The sequence below is a fragment of the Saccharopolyspora galaxeae genome, assembly GCF_016526145.1.
GTDB lineage: Bacteria > Actinomycetota > Actinomycetes > Mycobacteriales > Pseudonocardiaceae > Saccharopolyspora_C > Saccharopolyspora_C galaxeae.
In genome coordinates this window covers 1-16,273 of sequence record NZ_JADDUE010000024.1, presented here as the reverse complement: position 1 = coordinate 16,273, position 16,273 = coordinate 1, and the positions used below count along the sequence as shown (strand labels likewise).

At 69.0% G+C, this 16,273-nt stretch carries 13 protein-coding genes; 12 read left to right on the top strand and 1 reads right to left on the bottom strand.

What is annotated here, in order from left to right; all coding sequences use genetic code 11:
* The 11 genes from INP57_RS29075 to INP57_RS29025 form a co-directional block, all read left to right on the top strand.
* Window positions 1-644 (top strand): ABC transporter permease (locus INP57_RS29075; protein WP_233628744.1); only part of this gene is annotated, 644 nt, incomplete at its 5' end.
* Between the two features lie 90 nt (window positions 645-734).
* A complete protein-coding gene (locus INP57_RS29070) occupies window positions 735-1,511 on the top strand; it encodes an ABC transporter ATP-binding protein (protein ID WP_233628747.1) in 777 nt (258 codons plus the stop codon).
* 5 nt (window positions 1,512-1,516) lie between these two features.
* Window positions 1,517-2,749, top strand: coding sequence for an MlaD family protein (locus INP57_RS29065; RefSeq protein WP_200073578.1), 1,233 nt, complete (start codon window positions 1,517-1,519; stop codon window positions 2,747-2,749).
* On the top strand, window positions 2,746-4,125 hold the full coding sequence (locus INP57_RS29060) for an MlaD family protein (RefSeq protein WP_200073577.1): 1,380 nt from the start codon (window positions 2,746-2,748) through the stop codon (window positions 4,123-4,125). The genes INP57_RS29065 and INP57_RS29060 overlap by 4 nt, the downstream gene beginning before the upstream one ends.
* Window positions 4,125-5,411, top strand: coding sequence for an MlaD family protein (locus tag INP57_RS29055; protein ID WP_200073576.1), 1,287 nt, complete (start codon window positions 4,125-4,127; stop codon window positions 5,409-5,411). The genes INP57_RS29060 and INP57_RS29055 overlap by 1 nt, the downstream gene beginning before the upstream one ends.
* A 5-nt stretch (window positions 5,412-5,416) precedes the next feature.
* On the top strand, window positions 5,417-6,754 hold the full coding sequence (locus INP57_RS29050) for an MlaD family protein (protein ID WP_307850345.1): 1,338 nt from the start codon (window positions 5,417-5,419) through the stop codon (window positions 6,752-6,754).
* Window positions 6,751-8,022: an MlaD family protein gene (locus tag INP57_RS29045; protein WP_200073575.1), complete on the top strand. Its 1,272-nt coding sequence runs from the start codon at window positions 6,751-6,753 to the stop codon at window positions 8,020-8,022. The genes INP57_RS29050 and INP57_RS29045 overlap by 4 nt, the downstream gene beginning before the upstream one ends.
* Before the next feature lie 9 nt (window positions 8,023-8,031).
* Window positions 8,032-9,333, top strand: coding sequence for an MlaD family protein (locus INP57_RS29040; protein ID WP_200073574.1), 1,302 nt, complete (start codon window positions 8,032-8,034; stop codon window positions 9,331-9,333).
* Window positions 9,334-9,443: 110 nt separating this feature from the next.
* Window positions 9,444-11,717 carry an RND transporter family protein gene (locus INP57_RS29035; protein WP_200073573.1) on the top strand — a complete coding sequence of 758 codons (2,274 nt, stop codon included), beginning with the start codon at window positions 9,444-9,446 and terminating at the stop codon, window positions 11,715-11,717.
* Window positions 11,717-12,943, top strand: coding sequence for a peptidyl-prolyl cis-trans isomerase (locus INP57_RS29030; RefSeq protein ID WP_200073572.1), 1,227 nt, complete (start codon window positions 11,717-11,719; stop codon window positions 12,941-12,943). The genes INP57_RS29035 and INP57_RS29030 overlap by 1 nt, the downstream gene beginning before the upstream one ends.
* Before the next feature lie 25 nt (window positions 12,944-12,968).
* Window positions 12,969-13,181 carry a hypothetical protein gene (locus INP57_RS29025; protein ID WP_200073571.1) on the top strand — a complete coding sequence of 71 codons (213 nt, stop codon included), beginning with the start codon at window positions 12,969-12,971 and terminating at the stop codon, window positions 13,179-13,181.
* 22 nt (window positions 13,182-13,203) lie between these two features.
* Here INP57_RS29025 and INP57_RS29020 read toward each other — a convergent pair whose 3' ends face one another.
* Entirely contained in the window at window positions 13,204-14,139 is a 936-nt protein-coding gene (locus INP57_RS29020) for a LuxR C-terminal-related transcriptional regulator (protein WP_200073570.1), read from the bottom strand.
* 1,099 nt (window positions 14,140-15,238) lie between these two features.
* Here INP57_RS29020 and INP57_RS29015 point away from each other — a divergent pair.
* Window positions 15,239-16,273 (top strand): lytic transglycosylase domain-containing protein (locus INP57_RS29015; protein WP_200073569.1); only part of this gene is annotated, 1,035 nt, incomplete at its 3' end.

The following is a 16,273-nucleotide window of genomic DNA, read 5'->3' as shown; positions in this document are numbered from 1 at the left end:
GCCGGCTGATCATTTGGTTCATGCAGTTCGTGATGGGGTCGGTATGCGGGCTGGAAGCCAGCTACACGCTCAAGCAGATCGGTGCTCCGCTCTACAGTGGAGTGTTCAACACCTATTGCGGCACAAGGGAAATGGCCCCCTACATGTGGGGCTACATCTTCGCCGCGAAGGTCGGCTGCGGCCTGGTGGCCGAGATCGGCTCGATGCGCATCGCCGAAGAGGTAGACGCGATGGAGGTCATGGGCGTCCGATCCCGCAGTTATCTGGTGGGAACCCGGATCCTGGCCACCTGGATCGCGATGCCGCTGCTGTTCATCGTCGGTCTCGGTTTGATGTACCTGTCGATGTACCTGGTCACCGTGCTGCAGCTCGGCGGTGTCTCGCCGGGCGGTTACCTGTACACCTTCTGGCTCTACCAGAACCCCGTCGATTTCCTGGGATCGCTGTCGAAGGCGGTCGCGATGGGGACCGTGGTGGTCTTCGTCGGTTGCTACTACGGCTACACGGCGCGCGGCGGCCCTGTCGGGGTCGGGAACAACACCGCCAAATCGATGATGCTGTCCATGGTGCTCATCCATGTCGTGGGGCTGCTGGGAACACAGCTGTTCTGGGGCCTCAACCCGAACGCTCCGATCGCGAACTGACGCACGCCCGACGATGTCGAAGGAGATCGCGTGAACACGCCGACCGACCTCAGCATGCTCCCGACCGAGCGCATCCCGCCTGATCAGTCCATGCCTGCGGATCCAGAGGCGCCGATGCACCCCATGGTGGTGCGCGGGCTTCGCAAGTCCTTCGGCGAGTCGCACATCCTGCGCAACCTGACGCTGGAGTTCGCCGACAACGCCATCACCACCGTGCTCGGCCCATCAGGTACCGGCAAGAGCGTGCTGATCAAGCACTTGGTCGGGCTGCTGGAACCGGACGACGGCGAAGTGCTCATCTTCGGCAAGAACATCTGGAACATCAGTGAGTCCGAGCGCTACGAGCTGCGCAGGAACTTCGGCGTGCTGTTCCAGGACGGCGCGCTGTTCGGCTCCATGAACATCTACGACAACGTGGCCTTCCCGTTGCGCAAGCACACCGACCTCTCGGAGAAAGAGGTCGAGGACATCGTCATGGAACGGATCGTCGAGGTCGGCTTGGAAGCGGCGCTGGCGAAGACACCCAGCGAGATTTCCGGTGGCATGAAAAAGCGCGCTGGGTTCGCCCGCGCGCTGGTGATGGAGCCGAAGATCGTACTGTTCGACGAGCCCGACTCCGGGCTCGACCCGGTGCGTACCAGCCTGCTGTGCGACCTGATCCTCAAAATGCACGCCAGGCACCAGGGGACCTACCTGGTGGTCACGCACGACATCCGCAGCGCCCGCAAGGTCAGCGACTACGTGGGACTGATCTGGAAAGGCGAGGTGGTGCATTACGGGGCGGCCGACGAGGCGTTCGCCTCGCAGGACCCGTTCGTGCGGCAGTTCCTCGCCGGCGAGTCGGCCGGCCCGTTGGGAATGGACTGATCGCGATGAAGCGGTTGCTGCTCGTAGGGGCCGCGGTGGTCCTCGTCGCCGCAGTGGGCGGCGTGGCACTGCTGACCGCCGGCCGCGATCACCACGTGAGCGTGGTGCTCGGCTCGGCCAGCAAGGTGGTCCCGGGCGGGACGGTGATGGTCGGCGGCTTCGAGGGCGGCAAGGTCGCCGACATCCAGGTGCGCGAGGGCAAGGCCGTGCTCGACCTCGCGCTGGACGACGACCACGCCCCGCTGCACTCCGGCGCGCAAGTCCTGGTCGAGTGGAAGGCGACGCTCGGTGAGCGCCGCGTGGAGATCCAGGACGGGCCCGAGACGAACCCGGAGATCCCCGAAGGCGGGATGATCCCGGGCAAGCAGGCCAAGCCGGTTGAGTTGGACGAGGTCCTGAACGCGCTCGATGCTCCCACCCGCGAGCACTTGGCTTCCCTGGTCGGCCAGCTGGACAAGACGGTCAGCGGGAACGAGGCCGATGCCAACGCGACGCTGCGGACCGCGGGGCCCGCGCTGGAGTCGCTCGGGCAAGTGATGCAGGGCCTGGGCAGCGACGGTGAGTCGATCAAGGGGCTGGTGACCCAGCTCAACGGCATGGTCGGGACGCTGTCCGAACGCGACGCCGACGTCCGCCAGATCGTCGACAAGCTCAACCGGACCACGAACGCGGTGGCCGGGCAGCGCGAGCACCTCGGCGAAGCGGTGCGCGCGCTACCGCACACATTGGACACCGCGAAGGGGACGCTCGACGACGTGCCCGAGGTCGCGGACAAGACCATTCCGTTGCTGCACGACCTCCGGCCGGCCACGCAGCAGTTGCCGGCGGTGGCTGACCACCTCAACCCGGTCCTGCGGGACCTGCGGCCGACGGTCGACCGGCTCGGCCCGACCTTGACCGCAGCGGATTCGCTGCTCGATCGCACACCGGGCTTGCTGGACACTGCGCACGCCACGGTTCCGGCGCTGACTGGGACGGCGGATTACCTCACGCCCGCGTTGAACCACCTGCGGCCCTACACGCCCGAACTCGCGGGATGGCTCTCGTCGTGGACGTCGAACTCGGCCAACTACGACTCCAATGGACACTTCGTGCGCTTCCTGCTTCAAGAGGGCGCGACCACGTTGGGCGACAGCCCCGGCATCGTGCCACCTGGCGTCCAGGACAACCGGTATCCGCTGCCCGGTGAGAACGGCGGCCAGCCGTGGAAGGACGCGTGGGGAGGTGGGCTTCGATGAGCCGCACGAACCCGGCTCGGAAGACCCCGGTACTGCGGATCACCGCCGTCGCCCTCGTCGCGATGGTGAGCCTGGGGGCCAGCGCCTGGGGCATGGCCAACGAACCTGAGCGCCCTCGGTCCGTGATCGCCGAGTTCGCCGACGCGAGCCCGCTGCTACCGGGCAACGACGTCAAGCTCAACGGGGTCAAGGTCGGCGAGGTCTCCTCGATATCCGTCCACAACGGACACGCCGATGTCTCCATGACCCTGCAGCCGGAGGCATTCCCGATGCACTCGGACGCGAGTGCGTCGGTCCGACCGGTGAGCTTGCTCGGCGAGCGCTTCGTCGAGTTGAAGCGCGGTTCCCCGTCGGCCCCGGCTCTCGGCGCAGGCGACGTGATCCCCGTGTCCCGAACGGGGCAGAACACTGACCTGGACCAGGTCCTCAACGTCCTCGACGACGGCACGGGCGAATCCCTTGCCGCGCTGGTGACGGTGCTGGGCCAGGGTATGCAGGGCAACGGGCGCAACACCGCCGACACCATCAAGGCGCTCGCCCCGGCGATGACCGACGCCGAGGGAATGGCCCGGGTGCTCAACGAGCAGAACGCCACGCTCAACCACCTGGTAGACACCGTGACTCCAGTGGCCCAGTCGCTGGCCGCGGACAACGGGCGCACCCTCGACGGGCTGGTCGCCTCCGCGAACGAGACCCTCGGCACGACGACCGCGCGGCAGGAGGCGCTGCGCGCCACGGTCGCCGAACTGCCCGAGACGCTGGAGGAGGCCCGGTCCACGTTCGCGACCTTGGCAGGCACGGCCCGCACGACGACCCCGACGCTGCGGGAGATCCGGCCCGCCACGGACAACCTCGCCGAGATCAGCCAGGAGATCACCCGCTTCTCCGACGCCGCCGACCCGGCGCTCGCGCGCGCCCAACCGGTGCTGGACCGAGCCCAGTCGCTGCTCGACGAAGCACGTCCGGTCGCCGAACAGCTGCACGCCGCAGGGCCCCCGCTGCGCTCGGTCGCCAGCTCGGCCCGGCCGCTGGCCGAGCAGCTGGGCGGGAATTTCAACAACGTCATGAACTTCGTCCGTGGCTGGGCGTTGTCGACCAACGGGTCGGACGGCATCGCACACTACTTCCGCGCGCTCACGATCGTCACCCCCGAGATCGCGACCGGATCGGTGCCGGCACCCGTCGCCCAGGCCGTTCCGCACCTACCGGCCATTCCGCCACCACCGGGCTTGGGCGGCCAGCCGAACCCGGGGGGCGGTCCGCCGCCGAACCTGGGTGGACTGCTGTCCCCCGAGACCCAGCCCGGCAGCGGAGTCACCGGACTGACACCTGATCAAGAGGGCGGCGCGCTCGACTTTCTGCTGGGAGGCAACTGATGGCGCAGAGCAGCAGCAGGTCTCGCCGAAGGCGCTCGATGCTGGCCGGGGCGGCACTCCTGGCGGTGTTGGCCTGCGCGATCCTGATCGCGCTGACCGCCAGCACCGGCTTGCCGTGGCAGCAGGTCACCAAGGTCAAGGCGTCGTTCCCCGACGTCGGCTCACTGCGGGCGGGCGACGACGTCCGGCTCGGCAACGTTCGCGCCGGGCAGGTGGCCTCGGTCGAACTAGCCGGCGACCGTCCGGTGGTGACCATGCTCCTGGAAGGAGATCGGAAGGTCTTCCGGGACGCGAGCTCCGCTGTGGTCGCCAGATCGGCGCTCGGGCAGAAGTTCGTCGAGCTGAACCCCGGCACCGCCGGTTCCGGACCGCTCCCGCCGGGTGCGGTCATCGCGAGCGGGCCCGGGGACGGCGCGCAGGACATCTCCGATCTGCTCGAGGTGCTGGACGAGCCGACCAGGAACGCGCTCGGGTCGACCCTGCGCGAGACCGGTGGCGGGGCCATCGGTCACTCCCAGGACATGCACGATTCGCTCTCGACGCTGCCGGGGACGTTGGGTGGCCTCGGGGAGGTGTCCCGGGCGCTGAACGCGAACTCCGGCACCGACCTGACCCGGCTGCTGCACACCGCCGACGACGTGGCCACCTCTTTCCAGGGCAGGCAGCAGCAACTCGGCGAACTGGCCGGACACGCGGACAACACCCTGCAAGCGGCCAATGTGGATGGTGGCAAGCCGCTGGCCGACTCGTTGGAGCGGGCGCCGGGAACCCTCGGCCAGGTGCGTACAGCACTGCACGACCTCCGCGGCCCGCTGCACGACACGGGCGTGGCAGCCGCACAGCTGCGTCCCGGCGCCGAAGCGATCGGCGAGGCGACGCCCGACGTCCGCGGGGTGCTCCGCGAGGGCACGCAGCCGCTGGAGAAGGTGCCCGGGATCGCGGCCCCGGCCGAGTCCGCGGTGCGGGCGCTGACCGGCACGCTGCACGACGCGCGTCCGCTGGCTCCGCGGCTGACCAAGGCGCTCACGTCGGCGCAACAACCGCTGCGCGATATCGCGCCGTATTCCAGCGACATCAACATGTTCTTCAGCAACTTCGCGAGCGCGATGCAGTACGGCGACGCCGCCGGGCACTACCTGCGGATCTACCCCCCGGTGGGGCCCGAGACGGCGACCGGTCTGGCTCCGGTGGAGGACCCGACGGTCTCGCGCGACGCCTACCCGGCCCCGGGCGAGATCACCCATCAGCGGGAGACCGGTGTGCTCGGTGAACGGAAGGGGCGCTGATCGTGGTGGCGAAAATCCGTCTGTTCGGCCGCAAGGACGGTCGCCGGAGCCGGATGTCCGCGGTGCGGCTGGGAACCGTGCTCATCGTGTGCACATTGCTGGCCGGCGCGGCGCTGTTCAACAAGGACGCGATCATCACGACGCTGCGCCCCGGGGAGACCGTCCAGATCCACTTCGCCCGCAACTACCGGCTCCAGCCGTACTTCAGCAAGGTAAAGGTGTCGTTCGTGCCGGTCGGGGTCGTCAGCGATGTCGAGGAGCAGCCCGACGGTTCCGCGATGGTCAGCGTCAAGATCTACCCGGGTGTGGATCGCAAGCTGAAATCCCGGCCGAGCGCGCAGATCCGGCCCACGACCCTGCTGGGCGGAAACTACTTCATCGACCTCGTCCCCGGCGGGCCACCGGGAACCTTCTCCGGGACGATCCCCACCGAGCGGACCGGAACGCCGGTGGAACTCGACAAGATCACCAGGACGTTGCAGCCGCCCGCACTGGACGGATTGCGGCATTCCGTCGGGAACCTGGACGAGACGCTGCGCAACGGCGGCCGGGACTCGATCGACCGGTTGCTGGTCGACGCTCCCGGCACGCTCGGCCCGGCCGGTGAGGTGCTGGACGCCGCGCGCGGTCACAACCCGCGGACGGACCTGACCGGACTGGTGCAGGGACTGGAGACGTCCGCGGCCGAGCTGAACCGCAGGGAAGGCCAACTTGGGTCCATCGTGGACGGAGCGCGTGACACGGGGAAGGTGCTCGGCGATCACAGCGAAGACCTGTCGACCGCGGTCGCCGGCCTGCCCGAGACGTTGCACTCCGCCGACAACGGGTTGCGCCGCCTGGACACCAGCCTCGGCAAGCTGCGGGACACCGCCGACGTCGCGCGGCCCGTGGCCGGCGAGTTGGACGACGCCTTGCAGGAGCTGGACCCGGTGTTGGTGAAGGCCGAGCCGTTCGTGAGCGGGCTCAACGAGGTACTCGTCGACGCGCAGCCGGCGGTGCAAGGGCTGGTGCCTGCCAGTTCGGGGCTCGACGCGACGCTGTCGGACCTGAAGGGGCCCGTCCTCGACCGGATCAACGGGCCGGTGAAGCAGTTCCTGCTCAACGACTACAAGGGCGAAGGTCCGTACGCGAACTCCAACACGGACCGGCCGATGTACGAGGAGGTCGCCGGTGCGGTGACGAACCTGAACAAAGTCTCCTCCCACGTCGACGAAAACGGCCACACGGTGGCGATCCAGGTCGGCGTCGGCGCGGGCACCGTCGGCCGGGCACCGGTCAACGTCGAGGCCGTGCTGGACCGGTTGTTCCAACGACTCAAGCAGTACGAGCAGGGGGGACGATGAGCCAGCGAGCCGGCCGTCTGCGGCGCGGTTGGGAACGGGTTCGTACCGAGCCGGGGCTGTGGCGCAACGTCGCGGTGCTGACAGCTCTGATCCTCGTGGCCACCCTCACCGGTGGCTACGTGCTGAGCCAGCAGCGGGTCGAGTGGCCGTGGGAATCCCGGTTCGTGTTCCAGGCGACCTTCCAGGACACGCCGGGGGTGAGCCCCGGCAACGGGCAGGAGGTCCGCGTCGCCGGCGCCACGGTCGGGACCATCGACGCGGCGGACGTCGACGAGCGGGGGCTGGCGCGGCTGACCTTGTCGATCTCCCCGAATATCGAGGTCCACCGCAACGCGACGGTGGTGCTGCGTCCGAAGAGCCCGCTCAACGAGATGTACGTGGAGCTCAACCCGGGCGGTCCGCCAGCCGGGCGCCTCCCCGAGGACGGAGTGCTCCCGCCCGGGCATTCGCAGCGTCCGATCCAGATCGACGAGGCGCTCGGGCACCTGGACGCCGGTGCCCGCGACTCGTTGGGAGCACTGCTGTCGGAGTCCGATGTGGCCCTCGCCGGGGCCCCGCAGAACCTCCCTGGCGGCCTCGCGGCGACCGACAAGGTCGTGCAACGTCTGAAGCCAGTCGTCGAGGCGTTGCGCGTCCGGCGCGAATCGTTGCGGGAACTGGTCACGGCGCTTTCGCAGATCTCGCAGGCCGTCGGCAAGGACGGTGCCCGGCTCGGCGAGCTCGCCGGTTCGCTGGACGCGACGTTGAACGCGCTGGGCGACCAGGACGACGACCTGCGCAACGCGGTGGCGCAGCTGCCGGACTTCTCCCGGCAGCTGCGGGACGCCACGACCGAGGTGCAGGCGCTCAGCGGCCAGCTCGACCCGGCGCTGGACAACCTCAAAAACGCCGCGGGGACGTTGCCCGGAGCGCTGAACCGGCTCTCCGGCACCGTCGATCAGGTCGGCGAGACGGTCGATTCCGGCATGCCGGTGGTCGAGAAGGCCGCCCCGGTGGTGCGCGACCTACGTCCGTTCGTGAGTGATCTGAACCCGGCGCTGCCGAACCTGAAGTCGGTCACCGGCCAACTGGACCGGGTCACCCGGATGCTTGTTCCGACTCTGACCGACCTCGGCCCATTCCTGATCAACACGCGCTCGCTGACCAGCTTGGAGGACGCCAACGGCGGCATCCTGCGGGGCTTCCTGGTGGTCGCTCCGCAGATGGTCCCCGGCGACCCGCTCCGATCCCTGTCCACACCGGCCGAGCAGTACCGGTTCCCGCAGTAGGTGGCATCGATGAAGATCTCCCACTCGGCGCTGCCGAGAATCCGGCTGTCGATCCTGATCACCTTCATGCTCTTGTGCGCGGTGATTTTCGGGTTCCTGTGGGTCAACTCCGGTGGTCGCCTGCCACTGGTGACACGCGACGGCTACCGGGTCGGCCTCACCGTGCCGAAGGCATCGAACCTGGTGCAGAACTCCGACGTCATGATCGCCGGCGTGCGGGTCGGCAAGGTGGCGGGCGTCCACCCGCAAGGCGGCGGGGCACACGTGACCATGCAGCTGGATGAGAATGCCCCGTTGCACCAGGGCGCTTCGGTCCAGGTGCGGGAAAAGACGCTGATCAACGAAACGTACTTGGAGATCGCCGACGGGCATGGGCCGCCGCTGGCCACCGGGAGCGAGCTGCCGCCCGGCGCGGGCAAGCCGCCGGTCGAGCTCGACGACGTGCTGCGCACCCTCGACCCCGGAACCCGGCAGGCGCTCGCCTCCAGCGTGCGATCGCTGGGCATGGCCACCGCCGACAATCGGTCCTCAGTGGACCGGACATTGAGCGGGCTCGGCGACCTCGGGCGCAACGGTCATGACGCGGTCGCCGCGCTGGCCGCGCAGTCCGGAGATCTGCGCCAGCTGACCGCCAACACGACGACGCTGCTGGTCGCGCTCGACTCCCGGCAGGGACAGATCGCCGATCTGGTGGACAACACCAACCGGCTCGCGACTGTCACCGACAGCAACTCGGCGCAGATCGAGCAGGTCGTGCGCGACCTGCCGGGGGTGCTCGACTCGGCGCAGGCGGCGACGGAGAGCCTGCGCCCGCTGTCCGGGGCACTGCAGCCGGTCGCCGCTGACCTGCGTACCGCGGCGCCGGGACTCAGCCAGGCGGTGCGCGAACTGCCGCAGACCTCGGCGTCGTTGCGTGGACTGCTGCCCGCGCTCGACAGCGCTCTCGGCAAGGCGAACCCGACGCTGAAGCGGGTTCCGCCGGTGGCCGCGGACGCCAGCGGGCTGGTGCCGCCGCTGCAGGCGGATCTCAACCACCTCAACCCGATGCTGGCCTACCTGCAGCCCTACGGGCCGGACATCGCGCACACGCTCGTCAACTGGGGCGCCTCGATGAACGGCGGCAACACCGAAGGCAAGGCCCTGCGCCTGCTTCCCACGCTGAGCCCCCAGAGCGTCACCGGGAATCCCGTGGACATCAACGTGGGACCGCTCAAGCGCCGCAATCCGTACACGGCTCCCGGCCAAGCCAACTACCCGGGTGTCTGGGAGGGCACGTACCCCCGCGTTGAGGAGGAACAGCCGCCCCGATGATGGAACGGCACGAAAGTCAGGACCGTCCCGCGGCGGACGAGGGCTCGTCTCGTGGGCTCCGAGCGCGCTTGCGACGCGGCATCTCCCCGCGGCGATGGACCAGACGGGGCGTGCTGACCGCGATCGCGGCTGGACTCGTCGCGGTCTTCGCCGTCACCGGACTCGCCCAGGTCAGCATCCAGACCTCGGTGACGTCCTTCCTGCCGACCCGGGATCCCGCCGTGTCCACCATGGACAAAAAGGCCGGATCCTTCGGCGGGGACCCGATCGTGGTGCACCTGCGATCCGAACGCCCCGGGGAACTGCTGGATCCCGGCCACCTGAACAAACTCGTGCGGCTGGAGGGCGAGTTGTCCGGGCTGCCGGACGTGTCGAGCGTCTACGGACCCGGCACGACGCTCAATCAGCTCGCCGGGCGCGCCCAGGACTTCCTCGCTGAGCTGACCGGCCGCAGGGATGCCGAGCGCGCCAAGGCCGTGGCGCTCGCGCGGAGCAGCGGAGCCGGCCAGCAGGAGGCCGCTGCGGAGGGGGAGCGCGCCGCCGCCGAGTTCGACCGGCGCTACGGCCCGCTGCTGGTTCAGGGGATGCCTGCGGGACTTCCGACCCTGCAGAATCCGAACTTCGTGAAATCGGTGATCTTTGCCGAGAACGGGGTGCGCCCGCAGTGGCAGTTCATCGTTCCGTCCCCGGATTCCGCCGCGGTGCTCGTCCGGCCCCGCGAAGGGATGGATGCCGACGCGACCCAGCGGCTCGTCGACAACGTCCACCGGGCGGTCTCGCAAGCCGACGTCGGTGCGCGCGAGACGACGGTCTCGGGGGTGCCGGTGCTCGCTTCCGCGCTGAGTTCTCAGGTCGCTCGGGAAGTGCCGCTGATCGGCGGGCTCGCGGTGCTCGCCGTCGGCGCGTGCTTCCTGCTGGTGCCCTGGACCCGGTGGCGGCGCAGATTGCTACCGGTGATCACGACGCTCATCGCGATCGCCCTGACGTTGGCGGTGTTCGGCTGGGCGGGACGGCCGTTATCGCTCGGCGTCGTGGCGTTCCTGTCGGTCCTGCTGGGCGTCGGTTCCTACTACCCGACGTATTTCGCCCAACACGCGCGCAGCCGGGTAGTACTCGTGGTGGCCGGTGGCAGCGCGGCCAGCTTCGCCACGTTGCTGCTGTCACCGCTACCGTTCGTGCGTGACCTGGGCATGACCTTGGCCGTGGGCGTGCTCTTCTCAGCCGGGGTCGGAATGCTGCTCGTGCGCCGGTTCTTCCCGGATTCCGGTGCCCGAGATCCCGGTGCGTGGACCGGAAAATCGCCACCGCGGTCCGGAACCGGTCCGTCGCGGAGCTGGGTGATGACCGGCGTGGCAGCCGTGTGCGTGGCTGGCGTCGGGTGGACCGCGCTGCCGAACATGCCGCTGGACGCCAACATCGAGCACTTCGCCGCCGGACTGCCTGCCTACCAGGACGCGCGCCATGTCGAGCAGGACGTGGGCTCCTCCGGCGAGGTCGACGTCGTGCTGCAAGGGCCAGACGTCACCTCACCCGAGGCGATGGAATGGATGCAGCGAACCCAGGCACTGATCGTGACCGAGCACGGCGACAGCATGCAGCCCGTGCTCTCCTTGCCCGCTCTGCTGTCGTTCCTGGGCCAAGGGGCCAGCGGCGAGCAGATCGCCTCCGGAATGCGGATGCTGCCGCCCTACCTCGCCGGAGCGGTAGCGCGGGACGACCACCGCGGCGCCGTGATGATCTACGGGGTCCGGATGGACGACCTCGGCGAGCTCAAAGCGCTGCGCGACGACGTTCAGCGCCTGCTGCCTCCGCCGCCGAGCGGATATCAGGCGGAGCTGACCGGACTTCCCGTGGTGGCGGTGCGCGGGCAGGAGCTGGTCTCCGAGGGTCGCGTCGTGGGCAACGTCCTCGGCATCCTCGGCGCGGGCGCCGTGCTGGCGCTCGGACTACGCCGCCGCTCGGACGCGCTGCGCGCGGTAGTAGCCGGTGCGATGGCCACCGGCATCGGGTTTTTCGGCCTGTGGGCGCTGGGCATCGCACTGAGCCCGATCACGGTCGCGCTCGGGTCGCTGACCGCTGCGGTGGGATGTGAGTTCACGGTGCTGCTCGCCGACTCCGTGCGCACCGGAAATCGCGGTCTGCGCCGGTCGATCGCGCTGGCGACCAGCACGTCGGCCGTCGGATACGCCGTGCTCGCATTCTCCGATCTCGCCGCCATCCGGGAGTTCGGCCTGCTGCTGGCCGCGGCAGTGCTGATCTCGCTCGGATCCGCGGCGTGCGTGGTGTGGCTGACCACCGGGCGGGAACGTCCGCAACAGCCGGCGGACGGGGACGTGCAGCGACATGTTCCAGCTTTTGCACGCACAGCACAGGGAGTCGACTGATGGAGTCCAAACAGAACCAGGAGCTCGACGAGGCGGACCCCGGTGCAGAAGACGCTCCGGCGGTCGATTCCTCCGACGAGGTCTCCGAGAACTCATCCGTCGATGCGGACGGCGAAACCGGGCCGGACGTACCGGAGGGCTTGCAGGAACCAGGGTTCGGGCAGCGATGGCGACGGCGGCTGGCTGCCCCCCGCGCACGCAAGGTGCTTGCCGCGTGCGCGATCCTGCTGCTCGCGCTCGGCGGTGGTGGCTACTTCTGGCTCCGCGCCGGGACATTGCCGGATGGGGTGGCGTTGCGGGTGAACGACCGTGACGTCACCGTCGAGCAGTTCGAAGGCAAGGTCCGCACGATGAAGGCGCTGTACGGCGTGCAGCAGCCCAGCGATCCTGCCGGCCAGGCCGAATTCCGCCGCATGACCGCGAAGAGCTATGCCCTGCAACTGGTGCTAGAACAGGCCGGGCGGGAGCGCAACGTGGTCGTCCCGGACAAGGCCGCGCGCGACGTCCTCGATCGGTACATCACCGAGCAGGCCGGCGAAGGCGCCCAGGCGCGCGCCAAGTTCGTCGAAGCCTTGGGCAACGCCGGTACCTCGGAACCTGACGTGGTGGCCGAGATCAAGCGAATGCTCCAGGTGAACCGGCTGTTCGAGCAGACCACGAAGGGCAGCACCGTCACCGACGAGGATGTGCGCCGCGCGTTCCCGGAACGGAAGGCGTCGCTGGGCACGCCGGAAACGCGGGACCTGCGCAACATCGTGGTTCGCACCCGCGAGGACGCCGACCGGGTGCTGTCCCGGTTGCGCGCGGGAGAGCCCTTCGAAGCGGTGGCCGCCGACGTGAGCCTGGACGGGCAGACCAGGGCTGCGGGCGGTCAGCTGGGCAAACTGGAAGCGGCGCAGCTGGAAGACGGCTATGCCAAGGCCGCTTTCCAGCCGCCGCAGGGCGTTCCGTTCGGTCCGGTGCAGACCCAGCACGGGTGGAACGTGGGCGAAGTGCTGGGCGTGCACCCGCCGGTTCCGGCCGTGTTCGAGCAGGTGCGCGACCAGCTCAAGCAGCAGCTCACCTACGAGAAGACGATGGACCGCTGGCAGAAGTGGCTCGGCGACCGGCTCCGCGCGGCCGACGTGTCCTACGCCGATGACTACCGGCCGGCCGACCCGGACTCGCCGCCGAAGGTCGCGCCGGGGAAGCCGGAAACCGGTCGGCAGCCACCGGCGCCGAAGTGAGGAGAGCGACGTGTGGTGGACCTCGGTGACGCAGCTCGTCCTGGGTGCGGCGGTGTTCCTCATCGGCTGGTGGGGGCGGCGCAACGCCGGCGAGCTCGTCGCCAGGTCCCGCGCGGGCGCGACCAGCACGGAGCCCACCGCGGAATCCCGGCAATGGCGGGTGATTCGACGCGGTGGGCTCGTGTGCCAGATGGTGGGCGCCTTCTTCGCAGCGCTCAGCGCACTGCCGCTGCTATGAGGTGCGAAGCGCCGCGAACGGATCAGACGTCGCTGCGGTAGAACCGCGATACGGCTTCGGCGCGATTCGCCGCACCCAGCTTGCGCAGGATGTGTTTGACATGGGACTTGACGGTTCCTTCGGAAACGATCAGGTTGCTCGCGATGCGCGCGTTGGTGTGCCCGATCGCCATCAGCCGGAACACGTCCTGTTCGCGGTGGGTGAGCAGGGACCGGACGCTGTCGGCCTCGTCTGCCGGTGGGGAAGCGGTGCGTGGCACCCGCGCGGCTATGGGGGCGGTGTCGTTTCCGGCGTTCAACCGGATATCGGAGTCGACGAACTCGTCGACGATGTCGTTGACCCGCGCCGTGTGTTCCTGGAGCTGGTTCCGCAGCGTGCGCAGGCGATCGTGTAGCACGGTCCGCTCGACGGCGTAGCCGATGCCTTCCGCGAACATCCCCAGAACTTCGCGGTGGAAGTCTTCCACCCTCGTCGAATCGGTGGCTTCGTCGGCGTGCAGCAACCCGATCGCGTCGGCGCCGGACATCACCGGCGCGGCCACGTAAGCCTTGGTCCGCGTGACATCCTTGAGTTCGGGATGAATGCGCGGATTCGACTGGGCATCGGGGATGAGGATCGACTGGCGTCTGCGGAGCATCTCGGCTTCGGGCAGCACGTGGGTCAGCTGCCGCGGGTTGGCGCTGCCGGCCGAGACCATTGCTTCGGCGAGTTTCGGATCCTCCTGTACGAACGCAGCGCGGGCGATCCACCGCGAGTCGTCGATGCGCGAGACCAGCGCCCGTCGGAAGCCGAACCCGTGGATCTCCTCGGGGATGCGGTCGACCAGCTGGTCCAGCGTCTGCGCGCTCCGCAAGCGTTGTAGCGCACGCTGGACCTCCATGATCGAATGGGTGCGCTCGTTGAACAGGGAGTCGCGCAGGAACACTTGCATCTGGTGCAGGCGGATCGTCAGCGCCACCAAGCGCTGCGCGGCGTCCGCCGGTCCGGTGGCCAGTTGTGCCAGCCGTTCGGAAGCTGCTCGTTCGGCTCCAGCCAGTGCCCGCAACGCGGTTCGGTGGTCGAAGTCGGCCCCTGGGCCGGTCGACCCCAAGTCGGTCCCGGTAAGCTTGCTCGCAAGCCGGAGGATCTCGGGAACTCGTTCCAACTCTTGGCGAGGATCGACGGGCGTGAGCACGGGTGTCCGCGTCGCCGTCGGCAGCGAGCTGCCGGTGTCCGGCCACGCCGTGGTGGTCTCGTTCATGGCCATCTCCTCGTTGAGCGGCTGTGGTCGTCGGCGGGCCCGCCGGGTGCCGAGGTGGGCGGGGAGTCTAACTCCTGCATCCGCCAGAACGGTTGCTCTGAACGGTCACACCCGGTGAGCCCCGGATGCACGAGGGTCGGCCGTCGCGTGGACTCGGCGCGGGAACGCGGTATCCGGAACGCCCCGCCGCTGTCCGGCGGGCGCACCGAGTCACGCCGGAGCGATGTGGTGCGCTCCGAGATCCGTGCTTGAGCGATGACCGAACTTCGTCCGCAGCGATTGCAAGGGCATCCCTTCCGGCAGGTCGTGCGCGGTTCGCCGCGAGTCGATGCCCGCGCGGTGACAGCTTGCTCCCGCGCGCTTTCTCCTGGTGAGTGGTGGATTTCGGGGCTGGCACCGCTCAGGGCTTCCCCGTTGGAAGGTTTCAGTGTCAGGTTCCGGGTGAACATCGCATGGCGCGGTTCGGCGACCATGCCAGCGAATGCGGCTTCTGGTTAACTTTGGGCTAAATGTAGTAAATAACAGACCAAAATGCAAGGTGCTTGCCGGGTACGGAGAGCACTTAGCGCCTCCTGCGACGAACCCTGGTCGCCGACCGGCGACCATCCGGATCTACCCCTGTTCGGCGGTGCAAACACTCCCCAAGGAAGAGGTGCACGACCGCAGCCCCGCGGAGCATCGGTACCCGAGCGACGACGAGCCGCCATGGCGGCGGAGGGGAGTTGGCGAGATGGACCGTTCCGGTGGGGAACAGAACCCGGGCAGCCGACGCAGGAACCGTGCTCGGCGCCGGCTGAACGGTCCTGCCCTCGCGCTGGTGGGCGTTCTGGTCGCCAGCGGCAGCGCGGGATCGGCGGTGACCTCAGCAGAGAGGGATCCGGACGCGTCGTCCGCAGACGGGGGAGTGGCCGGCATCCGGACCTCCTCGCGGCCTGCTGCGCCCTGGCACTCGAAGCAGGAGCAGGTGCAACCGCGACCCGTCGCGCAGCGATCCGTCCTGACCCCGCAGGATGCCGCTCCGAAGTACGGTATCCCGGCGACCGCGCTGGACGCCTACCGTCGCGCCGAGGCCGTGAGCGCGCGGACCGCCCCGGGCTGCCATCTCGACTGGGCGATGCTGGCCGGGATTGGCAAGGTGGAATCGGGCCATGCCAACGATGGCGACCTCGCCGCGAACGGCGACCTCCTTAACGAGATATATGGCCCGGCGCTCGACGGATCGCCGAACCGGGCCGCGATCCGGGACGGTGCCGGTTGGATGCGCGCGGCAGGCCCGATGCAGTTCCTTCCGTCCACTTGGGACAAATGGGGGGCGGACGGGAATGCCGACGGACGCGCCGATCCGCAAAACATGTACGATTCCGCGTTGGCAACCGGGCGCTACCTCTGCGGTGCCGGACGAAATCTGCATGACGGTGTCGACCTTCAGCAGGCCATTCTCACCTACAACCACTCCGCGGATTACGTCGACCTGGTGCTGTCGTGGGCGCGGACGTATCACAACGGTGGCGGTCCAATACCGGACCGTCCCGGTTCCGTGGCGGAGAACAGCAGGGCCAGCGGCGGTGCTCCGCAGTCACCGGACGTCGTCGCGCCCGAACAACCACCCGCGTCGGAGCCTCCGCCCGCGCCGACACCGAGTCCTCGGCCGCAGCCTCCGGAGGACGGCGGCTCCGACGAGCCGCCCGCACCGGCGCGGCCCGCGCCCGAGCCGCCGAAAAAACCGCTCCTGCCGGAGCCGGTGCACAACGTCTTGCCGCCCCCGGTGCGCGATCAGCTCCGCCCGGTCGAGGACGGACTGGCGCGCACGATCCACTCTCCGCTCTCAATGCTGACGCCGAAACACGAGCGG